Source organism: Methyloradius palustris, from assembly GCF_019703875.1.
GTDB classification, from domain to species: domain Bacteria; phylum Pseudomonadota; class Gammaproteobacteria; order Burkholderiales; family Methylophilaceae; genus Methyloradius; species Methyloradius palustris.
In genome coordinates this window covers 2,209,771-2,231,575 of the sequence record NZ_AP024110.1, presented here as the reverse complement: position 1 = coordinate 2,231,575, position 21,805 = coordinate 2,209,771, and the positions used below count along the sequence as shown (strand labels likewise).

20 protein-coding genes are annotated in these 21,805 nt (G+C 45.3%); 12 read left to right on the top strand and 8 right to left on the bottom strand.

Translation table 11 applies throughout. The annotated features are described in order from the left end of the window. The first annotated feature begins 50 nt into the window (after positions 1–50). From ZMTM_RS10700 to ZMTM_RS10685, 4 genes are read left to right on the top strand one after another with little or no spacing between them, the layout of a single operon-like run. On the top strand, positions 51–1,343 hold the full coding sequence (locus tag ZMTM_RS10700; RefSeq protein WP_221765690.1) for an aminopeptidase P N-terminal domain-containing protein: 1,293 nt from the start codon (positions 51–53) through the stop codon (positions 1,341–1,343). Next, on the top strand, positions 1,340–2,521 hold the full coding sequence (locus ZMTM_RS10695; protein ID WP_221763839.1) for an FAD-dependent monooxygenase: 1,182 nt from the start codon (positions 1,340–1,342) through the stop codon (positions 2,519–2,521). Before ZMTM_RS10700 ends, ZMTM_RS10695 begins: the two co-directional genes overlap by 4 nt. Before the next feature lie 3 nt (positions 2,522–2,524). Further along, on the top strand, positions 2,525–3,706 hold the full coding sequence (locus ZMTM_RS10690; protein ID WP_221763838.1) for an FAD-dependent oxidoreductase: 1,182 nt from the start codon (positions 2,525–2,527) through the stop codon (positions 3,704–3,706). Between the two features lie 30 nt (positions 3,707–3,736). Continuing rightward, complete coding sequence (locus ZMTM_RS10685; protein ID WP_221763837.1) at positions 3,737–4,474, top strand: DsbC family protein; 738 nt, start codon at positions 3,737–3,739, stop codon at positions 4,472–4,474. Positions 4,475–4,476: 2 nt separating this feature from the next. Here ZMTM_RS10685 and ZMTM_RS10680 read toward each other — a convergent pair whose 3' ends face one another. Next, the gene (locus tag ZMTM_RS10680) at positions 4,477–5,688 is read right to left on the bottom strand and encodes a type II secretion system F family protein (RefSeq protein ID WP_221763836.1); all 1,212 of its coding nucleotides are present in this window, start codon (positions 5,686–5,688) and stop codon (positions 4,477–4,479) included. Between the two features lie 27 nt (positions 5,689–5,715). After that, positions 5,716–7,443 carry a type IV-A pilus assembly ATPase PilB gene (gene pilB, locus ZMTM_RS10675; RefSeq protein ID WP_221763835.1) on the bottom strand — a complete coding sequence of 576 codons (1,728 nt, stop codon included), beginning with the start codon at positions 7,441–7,443 and terminating at the stop codon, positions 5,716–5,718. 394 nt (positions 7,444–7,837) lie between these two features. Between pilB and ZMTM_RS10670 the strand changes: the two genes are divergently transcribed. Continuing rightward, the gene (locus ZMTM_RS10670) at positions 7,838–8,041 is read left to right on the top strand and encodes a cold-shock protein (protein WP_011480361.1); all 204 of its coding nucleotides are present in this window, start codon (positions 7,838–7,840) and stop codon (positions 8,039–8,041) included. A 107-nt stretch (positions 8,042–8,148) separates the two neighbouring features. On the opposite strand, the gene icd is transcribed toward ZMTM_RS10670, so the two are convergent. Continuing rightward, positions 8,149–9,387, bottom strand: coding sequence for an NADP-dependent isocitrate dehydrogenase (gene icd / locus ZMTM_RS10665; protein ID WP_221763834.1), 1,239 nt, complete (start codon positions 9,385–9,387; stop codon positions 8,149–8,151). Between the two features lie 41 nt (positions 9,388–9,428). Here icd and ZMTM_RS10660 point away from each other — a divergent pair, with 41 nt between their 5' ends. The 5 genes from ZMTM_RS10660 (at position 9,429) to ZMTM_RS10640 (ending at position 13,792) form a co-directional block, all read left to right on the top strand. After that, the gene (locus ZMTM_RS10660; protein ID WP_221763833.1) at positions 9,429–9,965 is read left to right on the top strand and encodes a pseudouridine synthase; all 537 of its coding nucleotides are present in this window, start codon (positions 9,429–9,431) and stop codon (positions 9,963–9,965) included. Positions 9,966–10,045: 80 nt separating this feature from the next. Further along, positions 10,046–10,753: a type 1 glutamine amidotransferase gene (locus ZMTM_RS10655; RefSeq protein WP_221763832.1), complete on the top strand. Its 708-nt coding sequence runs from the start codon at positions 10,046–10,048 to the stop codon at positions 10,751–10,753. A gap of 82 nt (positions 10,754–10,835) precedes the next feature. Beyond that, on the top strand, positions 10,836–11,909 hold the full coding sequence (gene aroC, locus ZMTM_RS10650) for a chorismate synthase (protein ID WP_221763831.1): 1,074 nt from the start codon (positions 10,836–10,838) through the stop codon (positions 11,907–11,909). Between the two features lie 41 nt (positions 11,910–11,950). After that, a complete protein-coding gene (locus ZMTM_RS10645) occupies positions 11,951–13,120 on the top strand; it encodes an MFS transporter (RefSeq protein ID WP_221763830.1) in 1,170 nt (389 codons plus the stop codon). Positions 13,121–13,156: 36 nt separating this feature from the next. Beyond that, entirely contained in the window at positions 13,157–13,792 is a 636-nt protein-coding gene (locus ZMTM_RS10640) for a retropepsin-like aspartic protease family protein (RefSeq protein WP_221765689.1), read from the top strand. A gap of 69 nt (positions 13,793–13,861) precedes the next feature. Here the strand turns inward: ZMTM_RS10640 and folE2 are convergent, their stop codons facing one another. From folE2 to ZMTM_RS10615, 5 genes are all read right to left on the bottom strand, one after another. Next, a complete protein-coding gene (gene folE2 / locus ZMTM_RS10635; protein WP_221763829.1) occupies positions 13,862–14,668 on the bottom strand; it encodes a GTP cyclohydrolase FolE2 in 807 nt (268 codons plus the stop codon). A gap of 60 nt (positions 14,669–14,728) precedes the next feature. Continuing rightward, a complete protein-coding gene (dxs, locus tag ZMTM_RS10630) occupies positions 14,729–16,570 on the bottom strand; it encodes a 1-deoxy-D-xylulose-5-phosphate synthase (RefSeq protein ID WP_221763828.1) in 1,842 nt (613 codons plus the stop codon). Positions 16,571–16,588: 18 nt separating this feature from the next. Further along, a complete protein-coding gene (locus tag ZMTM_RS10625) occupies positions 16,589–17,485 on the bottom strand; it encodes a polyprenyl synthetase family protein (protein WP_221763827.1) in 897 nt (298 codons plus the stop codon). 9 nt (positions 17,486–17,494) lie between these two features. Next, entirely contained in the window at positions 17,495–17,764 is a 270-nt protein-coding gene (locus tag ZMTM_RS10620; RefSeq protein WP_221763826.1) for an exodeoxyribonuclease VII small subunit, read from the bottom strand. A gap of 138 nt (positions 17,765–17,902) precedes the next feature. Next, entirely contained in the window at positions 17,903–18,553 is a 651-nt protein-coding gene (locus tag ZMTM_RS10615; RefSeq protein WP_221763825.1) for an alpha/beta hydrolase, read from the bottom strand. A gap of 174 nt (positions 18,554–18,727) precedes the next feature. Between ZMTM_RS10615 and ZMTM_RS10610 the strand changes: the two genes are divergently transcribed. Together ZMTM_RS10610 and ZMTM_RS10605 are read left to right on the top strand one after the other, a co-directional pair. Further along, positions 18,728–20,962, top strand: a complete 2,235-nt coding sequence (locus tag ZMTM_RS10610; RefSeq protein WP_221763824.1) for a CHASE2 domain-containing protein — start codon at positions 18,728–18,730, stop codon at positions 20,960–20,962. Between the two features lie 70 nt (positions 20,963–21,032). Further along, a complete protein-coding gene (locus tag ZMTM_RS10605) occupies positions 21,033–21,797 on the top strand; it encodes an MBL fold metallo-hydrolase (RefSeq protein WP_221763823.1) in 765 nt (254 codons plus the stop codon). Positions 21,798–21,805 lie beyond the last annotated feature (8 nt).

Below are 21,805 nucleotides of genomic sequence, written 5' to 3'. Positions count from 1 at the left end.
CTAAGACCATATTTATTCAAGAACAGTGAATGTAAAGATTGAAAATAGACATCGCAGAATTTAAGGCAAGAAGGCAAAAGCTCATCAAGCTTATGGGCGAGGGCGTGGCTATCATTCCGACTGCGCCAGAGTCTATAAGAAATCGCGATAGTCATTATCCATATCGTTTTGACAGTTACTTTTACTATCTGACAGCTTTTAAAGAGCCAGAGTCATTATTGCTATTAATTGGCGGCGATCAACCAAAGAGTGTCTTGTTCTGCCGTGATAAAGACATGGAGCGCGAAATCTGGGATGGCTTTCGTTATGGCCCCGCTGGTGCGTTGGAAGAATTTGGTTTTGATGAAGCTTATTCCATTAATCAGTTAGATGAAATTGCGCCCAAGTTATTAGCGAATCAGCCCAAACTTTTTTACAGCTTGGGTGCTGATACAAGCTGGGATGCTCGAATGACTGGCTGGCTCAACCAGCTCCGCTCGCAAGGTCGCACGGGTATTAGCGCGCCAGATGAAATCGCTGATATACGTAAATTAGTTGATGAAATGCGCTTGTATAAATCAGCCTACGAGATAGATATCATGCGACGCTCAGGCAGGATTGCTGGAATAGCGCATCAACGTGCGATGCAAGTCACCAAGCCTAATAAAATGGAATTTGAGATTGAAGCTGAGTTTCTGCATGAGTTCTACCGAAACGGCGCGCAGGCGGCGGCCTACACGTCAATCGTGGCTGGTGGTGCGAATGCCTGCACGCTGCACTACAACGCCAATAATGCAAAACTCAATGATGGTGACTTGTTGTTGATAGATGCAGGCTGTGAGCTGGATGGTTATGCTTCAGACATTACTCGTACTTTCCCTGTCAACGGGAAATTCAGTGCAGCCCAAAAAGACCTGTATGAATTGGTGCTAGCCTCACAAGCTGCGGCTATTGCACAAGTGAAACCAGGCAGTCACTGGAACGCTCCACATGAAGCGGCGCTGGATGTATTAATTCGTGGATTTATTGATTTTGGCTTGTGCAAAGGCAGCCCGGAAGCGGTGCTGGAGTCTGGCGATTATCGACAGTTTTATATGCATCGCACTGGGCACTGGCTGGGTTTGGATGTTCACGATGCGGGGGAATACAAGGCTAATGGTGAATGGCGCAAACTTGAGGCAGGCATGACGTTGACGGTAGAGCCAGGTTGCTATGTGCGGCCTGCAGATAATGTGCCTGAGCACTTCTGGAATATCGGCATTCGTATTGAAGATGATGCCCTCGTCACCGAGCAAGGTTGCGAGATACTCACCTTATCTGCGCCTAAAACCGTCGCTGATATAGAAGCGATTATGCAACGATGAGTGAGTCTATTCTGATTGTTGGTGGTGGTCCTGTTGGTGCAACTTTCGCTTTGGCGTTACAGCATTGGACGCCTCAAGCATCTGGCCTCAGCGTCACGCTATTAGAAGCAAGGCCGCAAGGTGCCGCGCATGCAGATCAGCGCGCGTTGGCGCTGTCTTACGGCAGCCGCCTGATTCTTGAACGACTTGGGCTTTGGGCTGAACTCAAGCGTAAAGTGACCCCTATTCATACTATTCATATTTCCCAGCGCGGTAGTCTCGGCCGCTCACGGCTAAAGGCGCAAGACTATGAGCAAGATGCTCTTGGCTATGTGGTTGCTTATGGTGATTTAAGTGCTGCACTTGATCATGCGCTATCTAAATTACCGCAAGTGAATATTTTGTATGGTGCCAATGCTGAGTCGATTAGCCCTGGTACCAGAGAAGCCTCGGTTGTGTTCAAGCATGAGGATGTTGCCCACGAGTATAAAAGCACATTAGTCGTATTGGCCGACGGCGGCAAAAGATTGGGTGAAATAGAAGGCTTAAAACGTAACACTAAGGAATATGGGCACGATGCGCTGGTGACTAAAGTGAGCGCTGAATATCCGCATGACAATATTGCCTATGAACGTTTTATTCCATCAGGTCCCGTGGCTTTGCTACCAAATGGAGCGCGAGATTTCTCGCTGGTCTGGACTGGAAAAACTGATGATATCAAGGCACTATTGACGCTTGATGATGCTACTTTTTTAAATCAGTTACATGACCATTTTGGTGATCGTGTTGGACACTTTTTGAAGGTAGAAAAGCGCTTGTGTTTTCCGCTTAAGCTTTCTTATCTTGAGCAAGTCACTGCGCCGCACTTAGCTGTTATTGGCAATGCAGCACAAACTATGCATCCAGTCGCAGGACAGGGCTTTAATGTGGGCATGCGCGATGCCTGGCAGCTGGCACAAGCAATATCGGCAAGCTCTATGGATGAGCTTGGCAATGAAGCCATGCTGTCGGCTTATCAGCGCGGCCGTAAAACGGACACTAAAAGAGGGATGCTCATCACTGATTTTATGGTGAATTTATTTTCCAATGATTTGATCGGCATCAGTCCTGCGCGTGGGCTTGCGATTGGATTGCTGGATTTTGTAAAGCCTGCCAAACAACATTTTGTCAGTAAAATGAGTTTTGGTAGCCAAGGCTAAACAATGATAGGCCTGACAAAAGAATTTGATGTTGTGATCGTGGGTGGTGGGCTGGTGGGTTCTGCTGCTGCGATTGCTTTGACGCAACAAGGATTAAGCGTTGCCTTGCTGGATAGGCTAACGCCAGTATTTAATCCGCCAACCCAAGATGATCATGATTGGGATGCGCGCATTTACGCAATCACTCCTGGTAATCGTAATTGGTTAAAAAAGCTAGGTGTTTGGAATACTCTTGACCTTAGTAGAGTTTGCCCAATAGAGAATATGCAGGTTTGGGCAGATAGTGATCGGGAGCCACTCAATTTTTCCTCATATGAAGCTCATTTAAATAGTCTGGGCGATATCATTGAAAGCCGATTGCTACAGCAGGCGCTCTGGTTAAAGATGCAAAGTGTTGCTGTGCATATTGAAACTGGCGCTGATTGCACTTCACTCAAATTCTCTGATGATTTCGCTATTGTCGCAACAAGTTCAGGCCAGCTATTTAAGAGCAAACTGCTTATTGCAGCCGATGGGTCTAATTCATGGGTTAGGGCTCAAGCAGGAATCACTGTTAATCGCGAACTCTATGCACAACAGGCATTGGTCGCCAATTTTGCTACTGAACAATCTCATCAAAATATCGCGCGCCAGTGGTTTGATGCAGATGGCGTGTTGGCATGGTTGCCGCTTCCTGATCATAAAATATCGATCGTCTGGTCAACTGAAGAGGCAAAAGGTTTGAGCCAATTGTCTCCAGATGAGCTTGCCACGAAAGTAGCTCAAGCTGGTGGTCATTGCCTTGGCCAGCTGAGTTTAATAGGTCAGCCCCAGGTATTTCCAATTGCAAAGTTGAAAGCTGAAAGCGTGGTTGAGCATAGGGTGGTTTTGCTGGGCGATGCAGCCCATCAGGTTCACCCGCTCGCGGGGCAGGGCGTGAATCTTGGTTTTCGAGATGTGATTGAACTTGATAATGTGTTAACAAAACGAAATGTGAAGCAAGATATTGGCGATATTATGTTGCTGCGTAAATATGCACGGGCAAGGAAAGCTGATGTATTAGCCCTAGAATCAGTCACACACGGCTTACATGATTTATTTGGTAGCTCAATTCCATTTGTGAAAAAGCTACGCAGTTTTGGCTTAGAATGGGTCAATCAGCAACCCACGCTTAAGCAGTATCTAATTAAGCAAGCAGTTATTTAAAATTTCAGGTAATTAAATCTCAGGATCATCATGATTAAAAAAATCAAAAGCGTTTTATTGACCACATTATTAACTAGCTTGATCGGAAGTTCTGCATTTGCGGATGAAGCCAGTTTGCGTAAGGCAATTGAGGCAACTTATCCTAAAGTGAAAATCGAAAGCATTACCAAAACTCAGTTTGGCGGATTGTATGAAGTGTTTATTGATGGCCAGATTCTTTATGCAGATGAGAAACTATCATTTTTGATTACAGAAGGTCGTCTGATCGATCCAAAAACCAAGCGCGATATTACGGGTGCGCGTATGGAGGAACTTACGAAGGTTGATTTTGCAAGTTTGCCACTTGACCAAGCGATTAAGGTAGTTAAAGGCAATGGCAGTAGAAAGCTGGTGGTATTTTCAGACCCAGATTGTCCTTACTGCAAGCGCTTAGAACAGAATGAGTTGGTGAATATCACTGACGTGACGGTCTATACCTTCCTTTATCCACTTGAGCAACTACACCCTGACGCTGGCAATAAAGCCCGGGCTATCTGGTGCGCTCCAGATAAAGCCGCCGCATGGCAGGACTGGATCGATAACGGCCAGTTGCCTAAAACCACTTCTACTTGCGATACGCCGATAGATAAAATTGCAGACTTAGGCAAAAAGTACAACATTACCAGCACGCCAACACTTATATTTGCAGATGGTAAGCGCATGTTAGGCGCTTACCCAGCAAAAGATATTGAGAAGGCTATGAGCGGTCAGCCAAGTAATAAAAAGTAAGGTTAAACTGCTGAACCCATTTTGAAAATTGGTAGGTACATTGCGACGACCAAACCGCCAATCAATGTTCCTAGCACTACCATAATCACTGGTTCCATCAGGCTTGATATGGCGTCAACGGCGTCATCTACTTCACCCTCGTAAAAGTCAGCCACTTTCCCCAACATTGAGTCTAGTGCACCCGATTCTTCACCGATGGCAACCATTTGCAGTACCATATTAGGGAATATCTCTACGTTCTGCATGGCTACGGTCAGGCTTGTACCAGTGCTAATCTCACTCTGTATTTTTTTAGTGGCATCATAGTAAACACGGTTGCCAGCAGCTCCTGCCACTGAATCCAAAGCCTCCACTAACGGTACGCCCGCCGCAAACATCGTGGCTAATGTACGCGCAAATCGAGCAACTGTTGCTTTTCTGATTAACTCGCCAAATATAGGTAGTTTTAGCAACAGTCTATCCATCGTGCCTTGCATCTTCTCTGATCGTTTCCAAGTATAGAAGAAAAACCAGCCGCCGCCGCCGATAGATCCAAAAATTGCCCACCAGTAGCTGACAAAAAAGTCAGATATTCCCATCACGAATAGTGTGGGTCCTGGTAGGTTTGCGCCAAAACTGCTAAAAAGCTCTTTAAATGCAGGCACCACAAAAATCATAATTACTGCCGTAATGGCAAAGGCGACCACGATAATCGACACTGGGTAGAATAGGGCAGACTTAATCTTTCCTTTAATCGCGATTATTTTTTCTTTGTAAGTGGCCAATCGATCAAGTAATGAATCTAAAATGCCCGCTTGTTCACCCGCACCAACGAGATTGCAATATAGCGCATCAAAATAAAGTGGGTATTTACGAAATGCCTGACTCAGGCTACTTCCTGTTTCCACATCGCCTTTAATATCACTAAGTAGTTTTGAAACTGCTGGGTTGTTATGACCTTTTCCAACAATGTCAAACGCCTGTAGCAAAGGCACGCCAGATTTCATCATCGTAGCTAGTTGTCGGGTGAACAGAGATACATCTTTCTCCGTAACTTTACCGCCACTTTTAAGTCCGCTTTGTTTTTTTACTTTGAGAACTGTGATGCCTTGGCGACGTAAGGTGGCATTAACAAAAGCCTCACCTGTGGCCTTCATCTCCCCCTTGATGCGTTTGCCTTTTTTGTCAGTGCCCTCCCAGGCATAGGTCACTTCTTTAGTGGCTTGAACGGCCATAACAATCCCTCAGCTAATGACTAACTATTATTCGTTGGTAACAGACTCTACTTCTGCAATCGAAGTGAGCCCTTGTTTTACTTTAAGTAGACCAGATTTTCGTAAATCACTTATGCCTTCGCGTTTAGCTTGGTCGGCAATATCAATCGCGTTACCGTTTTTCATGATGATACGGCTCATTTCTTCTGAAATAGGCATGACTTGATAAATGCCAACGCGTCCTTTGTAGCCATCATTGCACATGTCGCAGCCACCTTCTTTCGGGCCATATAGTTGCCAACTCCCATCTAAATCTGCCTCGGTGTATCCGACACTTAGCAGAGCTTCTTTCGGCACATCAATCGGGACTTTACAATGTTTGCATAAACGCCTAGCTAAACGTTGCGCGGTAATCAGTGAAACCGCAGATGCGATATTGAACGGGGCAACGCCCATATTCATCAGGCGAGTAAGGGTTGATGGCGCATCATTAGTATGCAGCGTAGATAGCACCATATGGCCTGTGGATGCTGCTTTAATAGCCATATCAGCAGTTTCAAGATCGCGTATTTCGCCGATCATAATCACATCAGGATCTTGCCGCAAGAAGGCTTTTAATGCGGCGGCGAAAGTGAGGCCTTGTTTATCGTTAACGTTAACTTGATTGATGCCCGGCAGTGGGATTTCAGCAGGGTCTTCCGCCGTGGATATATTGATGCCTGGATTATTCAAAATATTCAAACAGGTATAAAGCGAAACAGTTTTACCTGACCCAGTAGGGCCAGTTACTAAGACCAAGCCATATGGGCGGCTTACTGCACTCAGTAAAGCTTCTTTTTGTGCAGGCTCATAGCCCAATGCCTCGATGCCGAGGGTGGCGCTACTTGGGTCCAAAATTCGCATCACGATTTTCTCACCATTAATCATAGGCAAGGTGCTAACCCGAAAATCAATATTGCGGGTTTTGGACAAAACTAATTTCATTCGCCCATCTTGAGGGACACGTTTTTCGGCAATGTCCAAGCTTGAGATGACTTTAATACGAGAAGCCATTTTTTCTTTAATTGCCAATGGTGGCTGGGCTACTTCTTTTAATATGCCGTCAACGCGATACCGAATTCGGTAAAACTTTTCATATGGTTCAAAATGAATATCGGATGCACCAAGATTGATAGCATCTAAGAGAATCTTTTGGATATATTTAACGACCGGGGCATCATCAACTTCAGCGCTAGTAGCTGCATCTGCTTCAGCGCTAGAACTGTCAGTTTCAATATCTAGGTCAAAGTCACCATCGCCTATATCCATAGACTTCAAGCTGGTATCGCTGGACTCTACGATCTTGTCTATCCACTTGCTGAGCTTGTCATCCTCAACCACTACAGGAGAAAGCGCCATGCCTACTTGGAACTGCACATCGTCTAATGCATGTAGATTAGTTGGGTCTGACAGCGCCACAAATAGTGTATTGCCGCGACTTTGTAGTGACATGACGCGGCTAGACTGCATCAGCTTGGAATCAATGACTTTAGCGGGGACGTAATCTATATTTAATGCGTCCAAATCAAATAGTGGAAAGCCAAAAGCGTTGGCAGCAGTTTCTGCAACTTTAATGGCTGAGATTTTTTTGCTTTTTACAAGTTGGGTAACAAAGGTTGATTGCTGTGATAGCGCTAAAGTCTGGATGGCATTGGCTTCATCTTCTGAAAGCAGCTTTTCTTGCATTAACATTCTTGCAAGTCCGCCGAGTTTATTGGGTAAAGATGTAGTAGCCATTTAAATAGTATGATTTCCCAGAATTAAATGCCCAAGCTCATGGTGAGCGATGATGCACTATTAAAACCAAACCTAATAAGAAAGTATGCAAGCTTCATGCTAAGCCATCATTTCTTTGCAAAGATAGCATTTTTTTAGTGGCTTGTATCGAACTGCTTTAAGCAAGGTTTTCTTAATTATCAACAATTAACAGCATAATTCAAGAAAACTTTTAATAGTGGGATTATCTTTTTTAAAATAATCATAAAAATCCTTGACTTATTTAAATAACGCAAGTAAAAATCTGGCTAGGCGTTTGAAATTCGAGCTCATAGTAGCCGGCACTACCGACTTAAGTTCTTGAAGTACAAACTTTTGGGGTCGCCTCCCCTTATGTTTAGTAAGGAAGTCTGAAATGGCAACTGGTACCGTAAAATGGTTTAATGATTCTAAAGGCTTCGGCTTTATTACTCCAGATGATGGCGGCGATGATTTATTTGCACACTTCTCTGCGATTGTTGAAGCTGGCTATAAGAGTCTTAAAGAAGGTCAACGCGTAAGCTTTGACGTGACTGAAGGTCCAAAAGGTAAACAAGCGTCAAATATTCAAAAAGCCTAGTTAATTAGAATTCTTTTGAATTTGAGATTGTTGAATCTTTAGAAAAGCGCCGAAGTTAAAACTTCGGCGCTTTTTTTGTGCATTAATTCTAGGTGGTTTCAATAACGCTACATATGGCTGACGATTTCGCTGCCGAATGCTGAGCTTGAAACGTTGGTCGCACCTTCCATCTGTGATGAAAAGTCATAAGTCACGCGTTTGGCACTAATGGCTTTTGCTACGCCTGAAATGACTAAATCAGCAGCCTCAACCCAGCCCAGATGACGCAGCATCATTTCTGCTGAAAGTATTAATGAGCTTGGGTTAGCAATATCCTTACCCGCAATCTTCGGTGCTGTTCCATGGGTGGCCTCAAACATTGCTGTAGTGTCAGAGAGGTTGGCGCCAGGGGCAATGCCAATTCCACCAACCTGAGCTGCCAAGGCATCAGACATATAATCACCATTCAGGTTGAGCGCTGCTACCACATCATAATCTTCTGGATGTAACAAAATTTCCTGCAGGAATGCATCGGCAATGCAGTCTTTGATAATGATGCCATTCGGTAGCTTGCACCAAGGCCCGCCGTCAATCTCGACCGCGCCAAACTCTTCTTTAGCCAGCTCATAACCCCATGTTTTGAATCCACCTTCGGTGAATTTCATGATGTTACCTTTGTGGGTAATCGTGACCGATTTGCGATTGTTATCAATGGCGTATTCAATGGCTTTGCGAATCAGGCGCTTGCTGCCGTCGATAGATACGGGTTTGATGCCGATGGCTGATGACTCTGGGAAGCGTATTTTCTTGCGTGCACCCATATCACTCAAGAATGCGATGACCTTTTTAACTTCGTCGCTACCTGCTGCCCATTCAATTCCAGCATAAATATCTTCTGTGTTTTCGCGGAAAATCACCATATTAGTTTTTTCAGGTGCTTTAACTGGGCTGGGCACACCAGTGAAATATTGGATAGGGCGCAAACAGACATATAAATCGAGCTCTTGGCGCAAAGTCACGTTCAATGAGCGGATGCCTCCACCGACTGGCGTTGTCAGCGGGCCTTTGATTGAAATGACATAGTCTTTGATCGCCTGCATGGTTTCTTCAGGTAGCCATTGGTTTTCACCATAGACTTTGAGGGATTTTTCACCTGCATATACTTCCATCCATGAAATTTTTCGTTTGCCGCCATAGGCCTTGTTCACGGCCGCATCAATGACTTGCATCATGGGCGGCGTGATATCAATACCAATGCCATCACCTTCAATAAATGGGATAATCGGGTTATCTGGCACATTCAATGAATTATCCGCATTGACAGTGATTTTTTCACCCTGACTGGGCACGACGATTTTTGTAGACATGTAATTCATCCCAATTAGAAAATTATGTTGAAGCAATTTGCATGCTAATTTTGTTCAATAAACCTTATGGTGTTGTCTGCCAGTTCAGCGCGCATGAGTCGCACCCAACACTTAAAGACTTTGTGAGCATTCCGAATGTCTATGCAGCAGGCCGCTTGGATACTGACAGCGAAGGTTTACTTATTCTAACTGATGATGGTGCGCTTCAACATCGAATTGCGCACCCAAAGTATAAAGAATCAAAAATTTACTGGGCGCAGGTTGAAGGTGTACCGAGCGATGAAGAGTTAGCGCCTTTGAGAAAAGGTGTTGATCTGGGGGATTTCGTGACACAGCCTGCCGAACTTAGAATAATGGAAGAGCCGGCGAATCTCTGGTTACGTGACCCTCCTATCCGCGAGCGTAAGTCCATACCAACTAGCTGGCTTGAGATTAAGATTAGCGAAGGCAAAAATCGCCAAGTACGACGCATGACGGCAAAAATTGGATTCCCGACTTTGCGCCTCATCAGGTATGCGGTTGGGCAGCATTCGCTTGATGGACTGAAATTAGGTGAGTTGAAAGTTATTGAAAGCTAGTAGTTAACACATGAAATGACGTAGTAATCGTTAACCATTTAAGGTTAAATCTTAATTATATAAATGTAGGAAAAAGCGTTATGAAGCCAGTTGTTATTTTTCGACATGCCAAGATCGAAGGCTCAGGTTACTTAGGCAAGTTTTTGACTGAGAAAGGTATTATTTGGAAGTCAATAAAAGTGGATGAGAATGAGCCATTGCCACCTTCAGCCAAGGCTTTTAGTGGAATTGTTTTTATGGGCGGCCCAATGAGTGTGAACGACCCTCTGCCATGGATTCCGCATCTGCTTGAGTTGATTCGTGAGGCTGTAAGTTTAGATATTCCAGTGTTAGGGCATTGCCTCGGCGGACAGCTCATCAGCAAAGCGCTTGGCGGGGTGGTGGGCAGTAATCCAGTCAAGGAAATCGGTTGGGGTGAAGTGAGTGTCACCAAGAGTTCAGTAGCGAAGCAATGGTTTGGCGACTTGGATAAATTCAACAGTTTTCATTGGCATGGCGAAACATTTACGCTGCCAGAAAACGCCACGCATTTAATTGCCAGTCAATATTGTGAGAATCAAGCTTATGCGATTGGTAAACATCTGGCCTTGCAGTGCCACATAGAGATGACTGAAGAGTTGGTCAATGCCTGGTGCGAAAATGGTGAGAAAGAGATCGCAGAATCGAGCGCTAGTCCAGGTGTGTTGCAAGTAGCAGAAATTCAGCATGATCTTGAGAACAGAATCGCTCAATTAAATAGCATTGCACATGGTGTTTATGAGCGTTGGATTCAAGGTTTGAAGCCTTGATTTTGCTGGTACCCGAGCCGATAGCACTATTGGCTTATGGTAGACTCATAGCTAATTAAATTATTTACTTTAAGAGATTGAAATGTCTGGCAACACGATCGGCACATTATTTACCCTGACTTCATTTGGCGAATCTCATGGCGCAGCCATAGGTGGCGTGATTGACGGCTGCCCACCAGGGTTAGCATTGACAGCAGCCGACATCCAGATTGAGCTGGATAGACGCAAACCTGGTACCTCACGCCATGTCACGCAGCGTAAAGAGTCTGATACCGTCGAGATTCTATCTGGTGTGTTTGAAGGGAAAACCACAGGCGCGCCTATCGGCTTGCTGATTCGTAATGAAGACCAGCGCAGCCAGGATTATGGCAATATCGCCGATACTTTTCGCCCTGGTCATGCCGATTACACCTATTGGAAAAAGTATGGTATTCGCGATTATCGTGGTGGTGGTCGCTCAAGTGCTCGCGAAACCGCAGTGCGTGTTGCGGGTGGTGCAATTGCCAAGAAATGGTTGTCTGAACGTTATGGTGTGACTATTCATGGCTACATGAGCCAGATGGGCGAAATCGATATTCCATTCCAAAGTTTGGATTTCGTTAACCAGAATCCATTTTTCTCACCGAATGCCGAGATTGTTCCTGAGTTAGAAAGCTATCTGGATAAGATTCGCGCTGAACGCGATTCAGTTGGTGCGCGCATCAGTGTGATTGCGCAAGGCGTGCCAGTGGGTTGGGGTGAGCCAGTTTACGACAGGCTGGATGCAGAGATTGCCTATGCCATGATGAGCATCAATGCTGTTAAAGGTGTTGAAGTTGGCGCAGGCTTTGCCAGTGTGGCACAGCGCGGCTCTGTGCATAGTGATGAAATGACGCCTCAAGGCTTTGCCAGCAACCATGCAGGCGGCATATTGGGTGGAATTTCAAGTGGGCAAGATATCACGGTCAATATCGCACTCAAGCCAACTTCTAGTATTCCACAAGGCAGGCAGTCGATAGACAAGCAAGGTAATGCCGTGACCATGCAAACCAATGGCCGTCATGATCCATGCGTTGGTGTGCGTGCAACCCCGATTGCCGAAGCCATGCTGGCGTTGGTGCTGATGGATCATGCGCTCAGGCACAGGGCGCAATGTGCTGATGTCATCAATACCTAGGCAAATCTAATTTATAGAGGCTCAAGCCTCGGACACTATTGATGAAGCAACTCCCTTATTGGCGATTATCTGGTTTTTATTTCGCCTACTTTGGTTTTGTTGGTGCATTCAGCCCATTCTGGGGCTTGTATTTAAAATCTCTCGCTTTCACGGCTTTTCAAATTGCAACGTTGATGTCGCTATTTCAGATTGCCCGTATTTTTGCGCCGGGGGTCTGGGGTTGGGTGGCCGATCACACCGGGCAGCGCGTCAGGCTTATCCAGTTGCTGGCAGGGCTTAGCCTGGTTTCTTACGTTGGTGTCTTTTTCGGCGAGTCTTTTGGTTGGCTGTTCGCGGTCATGATTACCCTTAGTTTTTTCTGGAGTGCGTCATTACCGCTGATTGAAGTGGTGACCATGGGGCACTTGGGCGACAAGTTTGGCCGCTATGGACATATTCGCATGTGGGGTTCTGTAGGTTTTATTCTTGCTGTTGTTGGGCTTGGCTATCTTGTTGAGCACACGACTATCAAATCGTTGCTTTGGGTCATATTGGGCTTATTGGTTGGCGTTTTTTCCTGCTCCATCAACCTCCCTGAACCCAAACTTCTAAAACCTCACACTGAACACCGCAGTCTGGCAACAATCATGCGGCAGCCACAGGTCATTGCCTTAATGGCCGCTTGTTTTAGTATGGCTGCGGCACATGGCGTCTATTACACCTTCTACTCGATTTATCTGGTAGACCACGCCTACACGGCAGCTCAAGTCGGCTGGCTTTGGGGTGTGGGCGTCATGTGTGAGATTTTGATATTTATCTACATGCCTCGCCTGACCGCCAAATTTGGTTTGCGCAATATTATGCTGGCTAGCCTACTATTGGCTTTTGTGCGATTCATAATCATCGGTTGGGCGATTGATTTCTGGATGTTGATTTTACTGGCGCAAACCCTGCATGCGGCTACATTTGGCACCTACCATGCTACCGCAGTTGCCCTCACGCATCATTATTTCAAAGGCAAACACCAATCCAAGGGGCAGGGTTTATACACCAGTGTTTCTTACGGACTAGGTGGAACATTTGGCGCCATGATGAGCGGATTCTGCTGGGAGTCGCTGGGCCCAAGTTGGACGTTTACGCTGTCCGCCTGCTGCGCTATGCTAGGCTTTGTTTTATTCGCATGCATGATGCCAAAACATGGCGCAATATCGAATCAAGTACATAGCGCTTAATCAATCGTATTTAGAGAGAACTTAGTGAAATTACTCATCCAATTCAACGTTTTTTTGCTTCTTTCCACAATCTCGACGCTCGGTTTTGCGGATACCAGCATCAATGTGGTTGGTCTTTTTAGTAGCAAGGCAGTGGTCATTATCAATGCGGGTAAGCCGCAAACGCTTTCTGTTGGGCAAACAGTGCAAGGCGTAAAACTGATCTCAGCCGATAGTGCCAAAGCGGTATTTGAGGTTGAGGGTAAGCAGAAAGAGCTGGGCATGGGTCAAGCGGCCTCGGTTGGTGGAAATTCTCCTAGTGCTGGAAATGTGACCTTGTATGCCGATTCTGCGGGGCATTATTTTGCAGATGGCTATGTGAACGGCGCTTCGTTGAGGTTTCTTGTAGATACTGGAGCAACCGCTGTTGCGCTGAATAGTGGTGATGCAGCTTATGCTGGGCTTGATTACAAAAGAGGCAAAAAGGAGTTGCTTGAAACCGCAAGCGGTACTGTGGTTGGCTACAATGTAGTCATCAATACCCTTAAAATTGGCGGATTGGTATTGAATCAGGTGAATGCGCTAGTGCTTGAAGGCGGCTCGCCATCAGTCGTGTTGCTGGGTATGACTGCCCTTAATCGCATGGATATGAAGCGAGATGCAACCACAATGACGCTGACCAAGAAGTATTGAAAGGCCTCACCTCGAGAGACAATAAAAAAGCCGCATACAGATGCGGCTTTTTTATTCTGGTTACTCAGCTTATTTCTTTATGCGCTTATCGCTCTCAATCAATGCGTAAGCTGAGTGATTATGGATAGACTCAAAGTTCTCTGACTCCACCACAAATTTATCAATGCGCTTTTCGGCGATTAACTGTGCTGCTACATCACGCACCATATCTTCAACGAATTTTGGATTGTCGTAAGCATGCTCTGTTACGTACTTCTCGTCTGGACGCTTCAATAAACCGTAGAGCTCTGAAGAAGCTTGTGATTCAACAATACGGATCAGGTCTTCAACCCAGATGAAATCATTGATGAGTGCTGTAATCGTTACGTGCGAACGCTGATTGTGCGCACCATAGTTAGATATTTTCTTCGAGCAAGGACAAAGGCTGGTGACAGGCACTAAGACCTTGACCGTAATATCAAACTTACCTTGGTTAATCTCACCAATAAAACTAACTTCATAATCCAGCAAGCTTTGCACGCCAGATACAGGCGCTGCCTTGTTGATGAAGTATGGGAATGTCATCTGCACATAGCCAGATTCGGCCTCAAGACGTTTCACCATCTCGCGCAAAATACTCTCAAAAGACTCAATTGAAATCTCACGCTCATTCATGTTGAGAATCTCAACAAAACGAGACATATGGGTGCCTTTGAAGTTATGCGGCAAATGCACATACATATCAAACATGGCTACCGTGTGTTGCACGCCACCTGTTTTATCTTTGACTTTGACTGGGTGGCGGATTGACTTGATGCCCACCTTATCAATCGCCAAATGGCGTATATCTGGGGTATTTTGGACATCTTCAATCGTAGGTAATATGGGTTGGTTCATTTAGATTCTCGATAATGGTTACTCAAGCAAATGATGTAACTTTAATACTTGAGTATAACACTAGGTTAATATTTTCTCAATTGCAGCAATAATGCCCTGAGCATCTAGACCACAGTTTGCCAACATGGTTTCATGCACGCCATGTTCAATAAATGTATCGGACAAACCTAGCGATAAGGTCGCAATTTTCTGGTTGATATGTTGCAGGGCTTCAATCACAGCAGCGCCTGCACCGCCCATGACAGCGTTTTCTTCTACCGTGACCAATAAATCATGGCTAGCAGCTAATTCGGTAATCAGGGCAATATCCAGCGGCTTCACAAAACGCATATTGGCGACGGTAGCATTCAACTGTTCGCCAGCTTCCAGTGCTGGTTTGAGCATGCTGCCAAAAGCAAGAATCGCAATTTTCTTGCCTTGGCGGCGTATCTCACCTTTGCCAATCGGCAGTGCATGCATCTCGCTTTTAATCTCTACACCAGTGCCGCCGCCGCGTGGGTAACGCACTGCAGTTGGGCCATTCTGCATATAGGCGGTATAAAGCATCTGCCTGCATTCGTTTTCATCGCTCGGTGTCATGATGATGAGGTTGGGAATACAGCGCATATAGCTGATATCAAAACTGCCTGCATGGGTTGGGCCATCGGCCCCTACTAGGCCGGCACGGTCAATTGCAAATACGACAGGCAGGTTCTGCAATGCAATATCGTGAATCAGTTGGTCATAAGCACGCTGGAGAAATGTGGAATAGATGGCCACGACAGGCTTCATGCCATCGCACGCCATGCCTGCTGCAAATGTCAACGCATGTTGTTCAGCAATGCCCACATCAAAAAAACGTTTTGGGTAGGCTTCGGCAAAAGCATTCAGGCCTGAACCATCAGACATCGCAGGTGTGATGCCGATCAGTCGCTCATCTTTTGCCGCCATATCGACCAACCAGTCACCAAATACTTGCGTGTAGGTTTTAGTGCTGGATTTTGGCGCTTCATAACCATTGGCAGGGTCAAATTTTCCAACACCATGAAACTTACCGGGATTATCCTCTGCAGGCTCGTAACCACGCCCCTTTTGTGTGACCACATGCAGGAACTGTGGCCCTTTTAGATGGCGAATATTATTTAAAGTGGTAACCAACACATCCAGATCATGGCCATCAATGGGCCCAATGTAATTGAAGCCGAATTCCTCAAATAAAGTGCCTGGCGTCACCATGCCTTTAACATGTTCTTCAGCACGTTTTGCGAATTCCAGAACGGGTGGCATCACACCCAGCATTTTTTCACCAGAGCGGCGTACGCTGTCATAAAAGCGGCCAGATAGAAGCTTGGCTAAATAATGTTGCAGTGCACCAACGTTAGGTGAAATAGACATATCGTTATCGTTGAGCACGACGAGCAAGTTTGCATCCATCGCCCCGGCATTATTCAATGCTTCAAATGCCATGCCGGCAGTCATGGCGCCATCGCCGATAATCGCTACAGCGCGACGCTCAGAGCCTGTTAACTGGGCAGCAATCGCCATGCCAAGAGCGGCTGATATTGATGTACTTGAGTGTCCCGTACCAAAGGTATCATAAGCACTTTCATTGCGCCTGGGGAAGCCTGCAATCCCGCTTGGTTTACGCAGGTTTTGCATGGCTTTACGTCGGCCTGTAAGTATTTTATGCGGATAGGTTTGATGGCCTACATCCCATACCAGACGGTCATCAGGGGTGTTGAATACATAGTGCAATGCAATTGTGAGCTCGACTACGCCTAGATTTGATGACAAGTGGCCGCCAGTTTTAGAGACGCTATCAATCAAGAACATACGCAGTTGCTCTGCCAGCTCGCGTAAGTCTTTGCGATCAAGTTGTCTTAATTCGTCAGGTGAATTGATCGTATCTAATAATGGGTACATGGTGGTTAAAAGCGGTCTTTAAAAACTGCGTTGCATAATAAATTGGGCTAGCTGTCTCAAACGCAAAGCTTCCTCTCCAAAGGGTTTGAGTGCAGCAAGTGCATTTTCGTAAAGCTCATTGGCCAAGGCTTTGGCACGCGTGATGCCCAGTATAGTGACATAAGTAGGTTTATTACTATCGGCATCCTTGCCAGCAGTTTTGCCTAGCGTTGCTGTATCTGCTTCAGTATCCAAAATGTCATCGACTACCTGAAAAGCTAAACCTATTGCTTCAGCATATTGTTGGATAGCGGCGATTTTTGCTTTGTCTTCTTGATTTGCACAGTAAGCACCCAGCAGGGCGGCTGCGCGGATCAAAGCCCCAGTTTTATGAATATGCATATATTCAAGTTCAAGTTGCGTCAGCTCTTTACCAACACTAGCTAAATCAATTGCCTGTCCACCTGCCATGCCGCGTGAGCCGCTTGCAATTGTAAGTGTTGAGAGCATTTTGAGTTGTTGTTCAGGGGTGAAATCTAGGTTTTGCTCTGTTGTTGCCAAGGTCTGAAATGCCAGTGTTTGCAACGCATCGCCAACCAGTAGCGCAGTCGCATCATCATATTGTTTGTGGCACGAAGGTTTGCCGCGGCGTAAATCATCATCATCCATGCAGGGCATGTCGTCATGTACTAGGGAATAAGCGTGAATCATCTCTACAGCACTGGCAGCTATATCTACTTTGTTAGCATTTGCGTCACATAGCGAACCAGCGGCATGCGCCAGCAATGCCCGGACTCGCTTGCCGCCACCGAGCAGTGCATAGCGCATGGCGTCATGCAGGCGCTGAGGGGCGATATTTGCCTTCGGTAGAAGTTGCTCAAGTGCGTGTTCGGTACGCTGCTGAATATCCAGCGCCCAGGTAGTAAAGTCAGTCATTGCGATAACTCAATCTTCGCTATCTGTATAAGTTTGCAACTGATTTTTATCATCAAGGATACGCACCTGCTGCTCTACATCTGCCAGCGTTTTTTGGCAGAAACGTAATAAATCAGTTCCACGTTTATAGGCAGCTAGGGATTGTTCAAGTGGCATCTGGTCAGATTCCATTTGCTGCACAAGTGACTCAAGCTCAGAAAGTGCTGTATCGAAACTCGGCCTGTCTTCCGAACCAGAGTTTTCAATATTAGAGGCAGCGGTTTTTGTATTTTTAGGCATGAATAATGGTTGGTATATGGTTTAAATGCCAGCATTACGAAGACGACTTATCATCCCCTCGCCAGCTTTATTATTATTTCTACTATTTTAGCGCGATATCAGCAGTTTATCTCGCATTTCTAATTAATGAAGGTTGAATTAAGCCAATATACGGCTTAGAAAATTGCGTATATCGTCAATTTCTTCTGCACACACTGAATGAGCCATTGCATATTCATGCCAATCGACAACATAACCCGCCGACGTCAACACAGCTTGGGATGCTTGGCTGGTTGCCAATGTAATCACGCTATCAAATTCACCATGCGCCATAAAAATAGGTAGATCAAGGTTAGCAGCATGCCTATCTGCCAGCAACGTGGATTTAAGCGGTAAATAAGTAGATAGTGCCAATAACCCAGCCAATCGCTGCGGGTAGCGTAACGCTGTGTGCAAGGCAATGGCACCGCCTTGTGAAAACCCTGCAATTACAATACGGTTAGCTGGAATACCTTGCGATAATTCATGTGCGATCAATTCGGCAATCTTGGTTTCGGTCGCGCGTATGCCTGATTCATCTTGCTGGCTATCGTTATTCAAGCCATATATGTCATACCATGCGGGCATTTCATGGCCGTTGTTAATGGTGACTGGCCTCACGGGTGCATGTGGCAATATGAAGCGCATATTGGGAATGCCTAGCTCTTCAACAATCGGCGCAAAGTCATGGCCGTCGGCACCTAGGCCATGTAGCCAGATAACGCTGGCATTTATTTCTGCCGAAGTTTCAATGACAAGAGATTCCAACATGAATTACCCCCACTATTTTTGTAGCTTGTTTTGAATAAATTTATGTATCAAATCAACCGTCAGTCAGGCGATTATGCCCGAATATCCCACCTGAATTTTCGTATGGTTGTTATATGCTATGATTTTGCTATATGCTTGATGTAAATCAGGGCTTTACAATTATTAGAACAACTTATGCGCCTTCCTGAAATATTCACTCGTCATCTTATCCGTATAGGCTTAGGTCTTGCGGTAGTCGCTTTATTCTTGCTCACTACTACTGACTTACTGCACATGGGCTTTATTAAGCGCCTAGACCATTTTACCTACGATGTGCGCTTAAACCTCATGATGCCAGGCACAGTAGATAATCGCATCGTGATTGTCGATATTGATGAAAAAAGCCTGCAGGAGCAAGGGCGCTGGCCTTGGGGGCGGAATAAACTTGCCAGCCTTGTTGATAAGCTATTTGATCAATATAAAATCAAAGTCATGGGATTCGACGTTGTATTTGCTGAAAAAGACGATAGTTCTGGCCTTAAAAGCATAGAAGAGATTCAAAGCAAATACCTGAGTGGTGATGATCTTTTCAAGCGTACTATTGATGAATTAAGGCCTAAGCTTGATTACGACCAAGTATTTGCAGATAGCCTCAAAGGCCGAAATGTGGTGCTTGGTTATTACTTTAGCCAGAACGGTAAAGATGAAAGTGTGGGATTATTGCCAACAGCCTCATTTGTGGATGGCAGCTTTAAAGGTAAAAATATTCCATTCACCGAAGTGGCAGGCTTTGGTGCAAACCTTGATGTATTGCAAAAAAACGCATACACCGCTGGCCACTTTAACCCAGACCCTGATGAAGACGGTATATCGCGCAAAGTGCCCATGTTGCTTAAATATAAAGATAATTTATATGAGGCATTGTCAGTCGCTGTTGCCCGCGTTGCATTAGGTAATCCCAAGCTTGAAGCCAAATTTGCTGAGGGTTTAGGCGTTAGCAGCAAATACGCAGGTCTGGAATGGTTAAAGCTTGGTGACAGGCAAATTCCTGTAGATGCTAATGTCGCAGCCCTAATCCCCTATCGTGGAAAACAAAGTAGTTTCCCCTATGTATCTGCTACCGACGTACTTACAGGCAAAGTCCCTGCAGAAGTTTTGGACAACAAAATCGTGTTGCTTGGCACTACAGCCCCAGGCCTGATGGACTTGCGGGCAACACCTGTACAGAACATTTATCCAGGGGTTGAGATTCACGCCAATATGATTTCAGGCATTCTCGATCAGAATATTAAAGAAAAACCTGCATATACGATGGGCGCTGAGTTTGTGCTCATTCTAATAACAGGTCTGTTGCTTGCTATATTGTTGCCCGTATTAAACCCAGTCATGGCGACAGCACTTGCCTTTGCTGTATTTTTCTTGAGCATTATTTTTAATCTGATTGTTTGGCAGTTTGGCAATCTGGTACTGCCATTGGCATCAATATTGCTGATGATTGCTGCTATTTATGTGCTGAATATGGCGTATGGGTTTTTTGTCGAATCGCGTGGTAAACGTCAGTTGGCTGGTTTATTTGGGCAATATGTGCCACCAGAGTTGGTAGACGAGATGTCCAAAGACCCCGATGCATTTAGTCTAGAAGGCGAAAGTCGGGAATTGACGGTATTGTTTTCAGATGTGCGTGGTTTTACCACTATTTCTGAAGGGCTAGAGCCTAAAGAGCTCACGCAACTCATGAACGAATTTTTAACGCCGATGACCCATGTGATCCATCACAGTCGCGGTACGATTGATAAATACATGGGCGATGCCATTATGGCGTTCTGGGGAGCACCACTGCATGATGTGCAGCACGCTAAACATGCCCTTGATGCTGCAATGGGCATGATGGATAGCCTATCAGTATTACAAGAGGAATTTAAAAAACGCGGTTGGCCAGAAATCAAAATAGGTGTTGGTCTCAATACTGGTCCGATGACTGTGGGTAACATGGGTTCATCATTCCGTATGGCTTATACCGTGATGGGTGATGCAGTGAATTTAGGTTCTAGGCTTGAAAGCCTAACCAAAAACTATGGCGTCTATATCATTGTGAGCGAATACACTAAAGAACAAGTACCTGAATATATTTACCGTGAGCTAGATCTGGTACGTGTTAAAGGTAAAGATAAGCCAGTCACCATATTTGAGCCCATATGTGAAGCAGGAAAAGAAGACAAAGCCATCAAAGATGAACTCAAACTCTATCGAGAGACTCTGAAATTATATCGTGCCCAGAATTGGGATATCGCAGAGCTGCAATTCATCAATCTGAAGAACCAATATCCAAATCGTTACTTGTACCCAATGTATCTTGAACGCGTGGCGTTTTATAGAGCAAACCCGCCTGGCGATGATTGGGATGGCGTATTCACTCATCAGTCAAAATAATAGGGATGAATTTAATATATATGCAGCAGTACTATCAATTTATAAGCACTGATCAAATGGAACCGCGCGAATGCAGGTAAAAATACTAGGGTGTAGTGGCGGTATTGGCGATAGTTTGCGCACAACCTCTATATTGATTGATGAGGATATATTGATTGATGCAGGCACTGGCGTTGGTGATTTGACGATAGATGAGTTATTGTTGATTGATCACATCTTCGTTACCCACTCGCATCTTGACCACATTGTATCTATCCCATTCCTCATGGATACCGTGATGGGTTTGCGCACTGACCCTGTCACAGTGCATGCTACGGCAGAAACAATCAAGGTGCTAAAGGAGCATATTTTTAACTGGAAAGTCTGGCCTGATTTTAATGTGATTCCAAATGCAGAAGAAGCTTTTCTACAATACAGTGAAATCAAGCTTGGCGAGGTAACTACATTGGGCCAAAGAAGCATTACAGCAGTTCCAGCGAACCATGTAGTGCCTGCAGTGGGCTATCATATTGATAGTGGAGAAAGCAGCTTGGTATTCACTGGGGATACAACCACTTGCGATAAACTCTGGCAACATGTGAATGCCATCGAAAATTTAAAGTATCTTATTATTGAAACCGCTTTTAGCAATGGTGAGATTGAATTAGCCAAGATTTCAAAACATTTATGTCCATCCCTGTTGTTTGATGAACTGAATAAATTGACACGAGCAGCCGAAATTTATATCACGCACCTGAAGCCAGGTGAAGGCGAAGTTATTATGCAAGAAATTGAACAAAGTAAGCATGAGTTCAAGCCAAAGGCATTACAAAACCAACATGTATTTCAGTTGTGAGATTAACT

Excerpts from the sequence above, each read along its gene's own strand:
- ZMTM_RS10695 (WP_221763839.1), top strand. The coding sequence starts at position 1,340 with ATGAGTGAGTCTATTCTGATTGTTGGTGGTGGTCCTGTTGGTGCAACT.
- ZMTM_RS10690 (WP_221763838.1), top strand. The coding sequence starts at position 2,525 with ATGATAGGCCTGACAAAAGAATTTGATGTTGTGATCGTGGGTGGTGGG.
- ZMTM_RS10685 (WP_221763837.1), top strand. The coding sequence starts at position 3,737 with ATGATTAAAAAAATCAAAAGCGTTTTATTGACCACATTATTAACTAGC.
- ZMTM_RS10680 (WP_221763836.1), bottom strand. The coding sequence starts at position 5,688 with ATGGCCGTTCAAGCCACTAAAGAAGTGACCTATGCCTGGGAGGGCACT.
- pilB (WP_221763835.1), bottom strand. The coding sequence starts at position 7,443 with ATGGCTACTACATCTTTACCCAATAAACTCGGCGGACTTGCAAGAATG.
- ZMTM_RS10670 (WP_011480361.1), top strand. The coding sequence starts at position 7,838 with ATGGCAACTGGTACCGTAAAATGGTTTAATGATTCTAAAGGCTTCGGC.
- icd (WP_221763834.1), bottom strand. The coding sequence starts at position 9,387 with ATGTCTACAAAAATCGTCGTGCCCAGTCAGGGTGAAAAAATCACTGTC.
- ZMTM_RS10660 (WP_221763833.1), top strand. The coding sequence starts at position 9,429 with ATGCTAATTTTGTTCAATAAACCTTATGGTGTTGTCTGCCAGTTCAGC.
- ZMTM_RS10655 (WP_221763832.1), top strand. The coding sequence starts at position 10,046 with ATGAAGCCAGTTGTTATTTTTCGACATGCCAAGATCGAAGGCTCAGGT.
- aroC (WP_221763831.1), top strand. The coding sequence starts at position 10,836 with ATGTCTGGCAACACGATCGGCACATTATTTACCCTGACTTCATTTGGC.
- ZMTM_RS10645 (WP_221763830.1), top strand. The coding sequence starts at position 11,951 with ATGAAGCAACTCCCTTATTGGCGATTATCTGGTTTTTATTTCGCCTAC.
- folE2 (WP_221763829.1), bottom strand. The coding sequence starts at position 14,668 with ATGAACCAACCCATATTACCTACGATTGAAGATGTCCAAAATACCCCA.
- dxs (WP_221763828.1), bottom strand. The coding sequence starts at position 16,570 with ATGTACCCATTATTAGATACGATCAATTCACCTGACGAATTAAGACAA.
- ZMTM_RS10625 (WP_221763827.1), bottom strand. The coding sequence starts at position 17,485 with ATGACTGACTTTACTACCTGGGCGCTGGATATTCAGCAGCGTACCGAA.
- ZMTM_RS10620 (WP_221763826.1), bottom strand. The coding sequence starts at position 17,764 with ATGCCTAAAAATACAAAAACCGCTGCCTCTAATATTGAAAACTCTGGT.
- ZMTM_RS10615 (WP_221763825.1), bottom strand. The coding sequence starts at position 18,553 with ATGTTGGAATCTCTTGTCATTGAAACTTCGGCAGAAATAAATGCCAGC.
- ZMTM_RS10610 (WP_221763824.1), top strand. The coding sequence starts at position 18,728 with ATGCGCCTTCCTGAAATATTCACTCGTCATCTTATCCGTATAGGCTTA.
- ZMTM_RS10605 (WP_221763823.1), top strand. The coding sequence starts at position 21,033 with ATGCAGGTAAAAATACTAGGGTGTAGTGGCGGTATTGGCGATAGTTTG.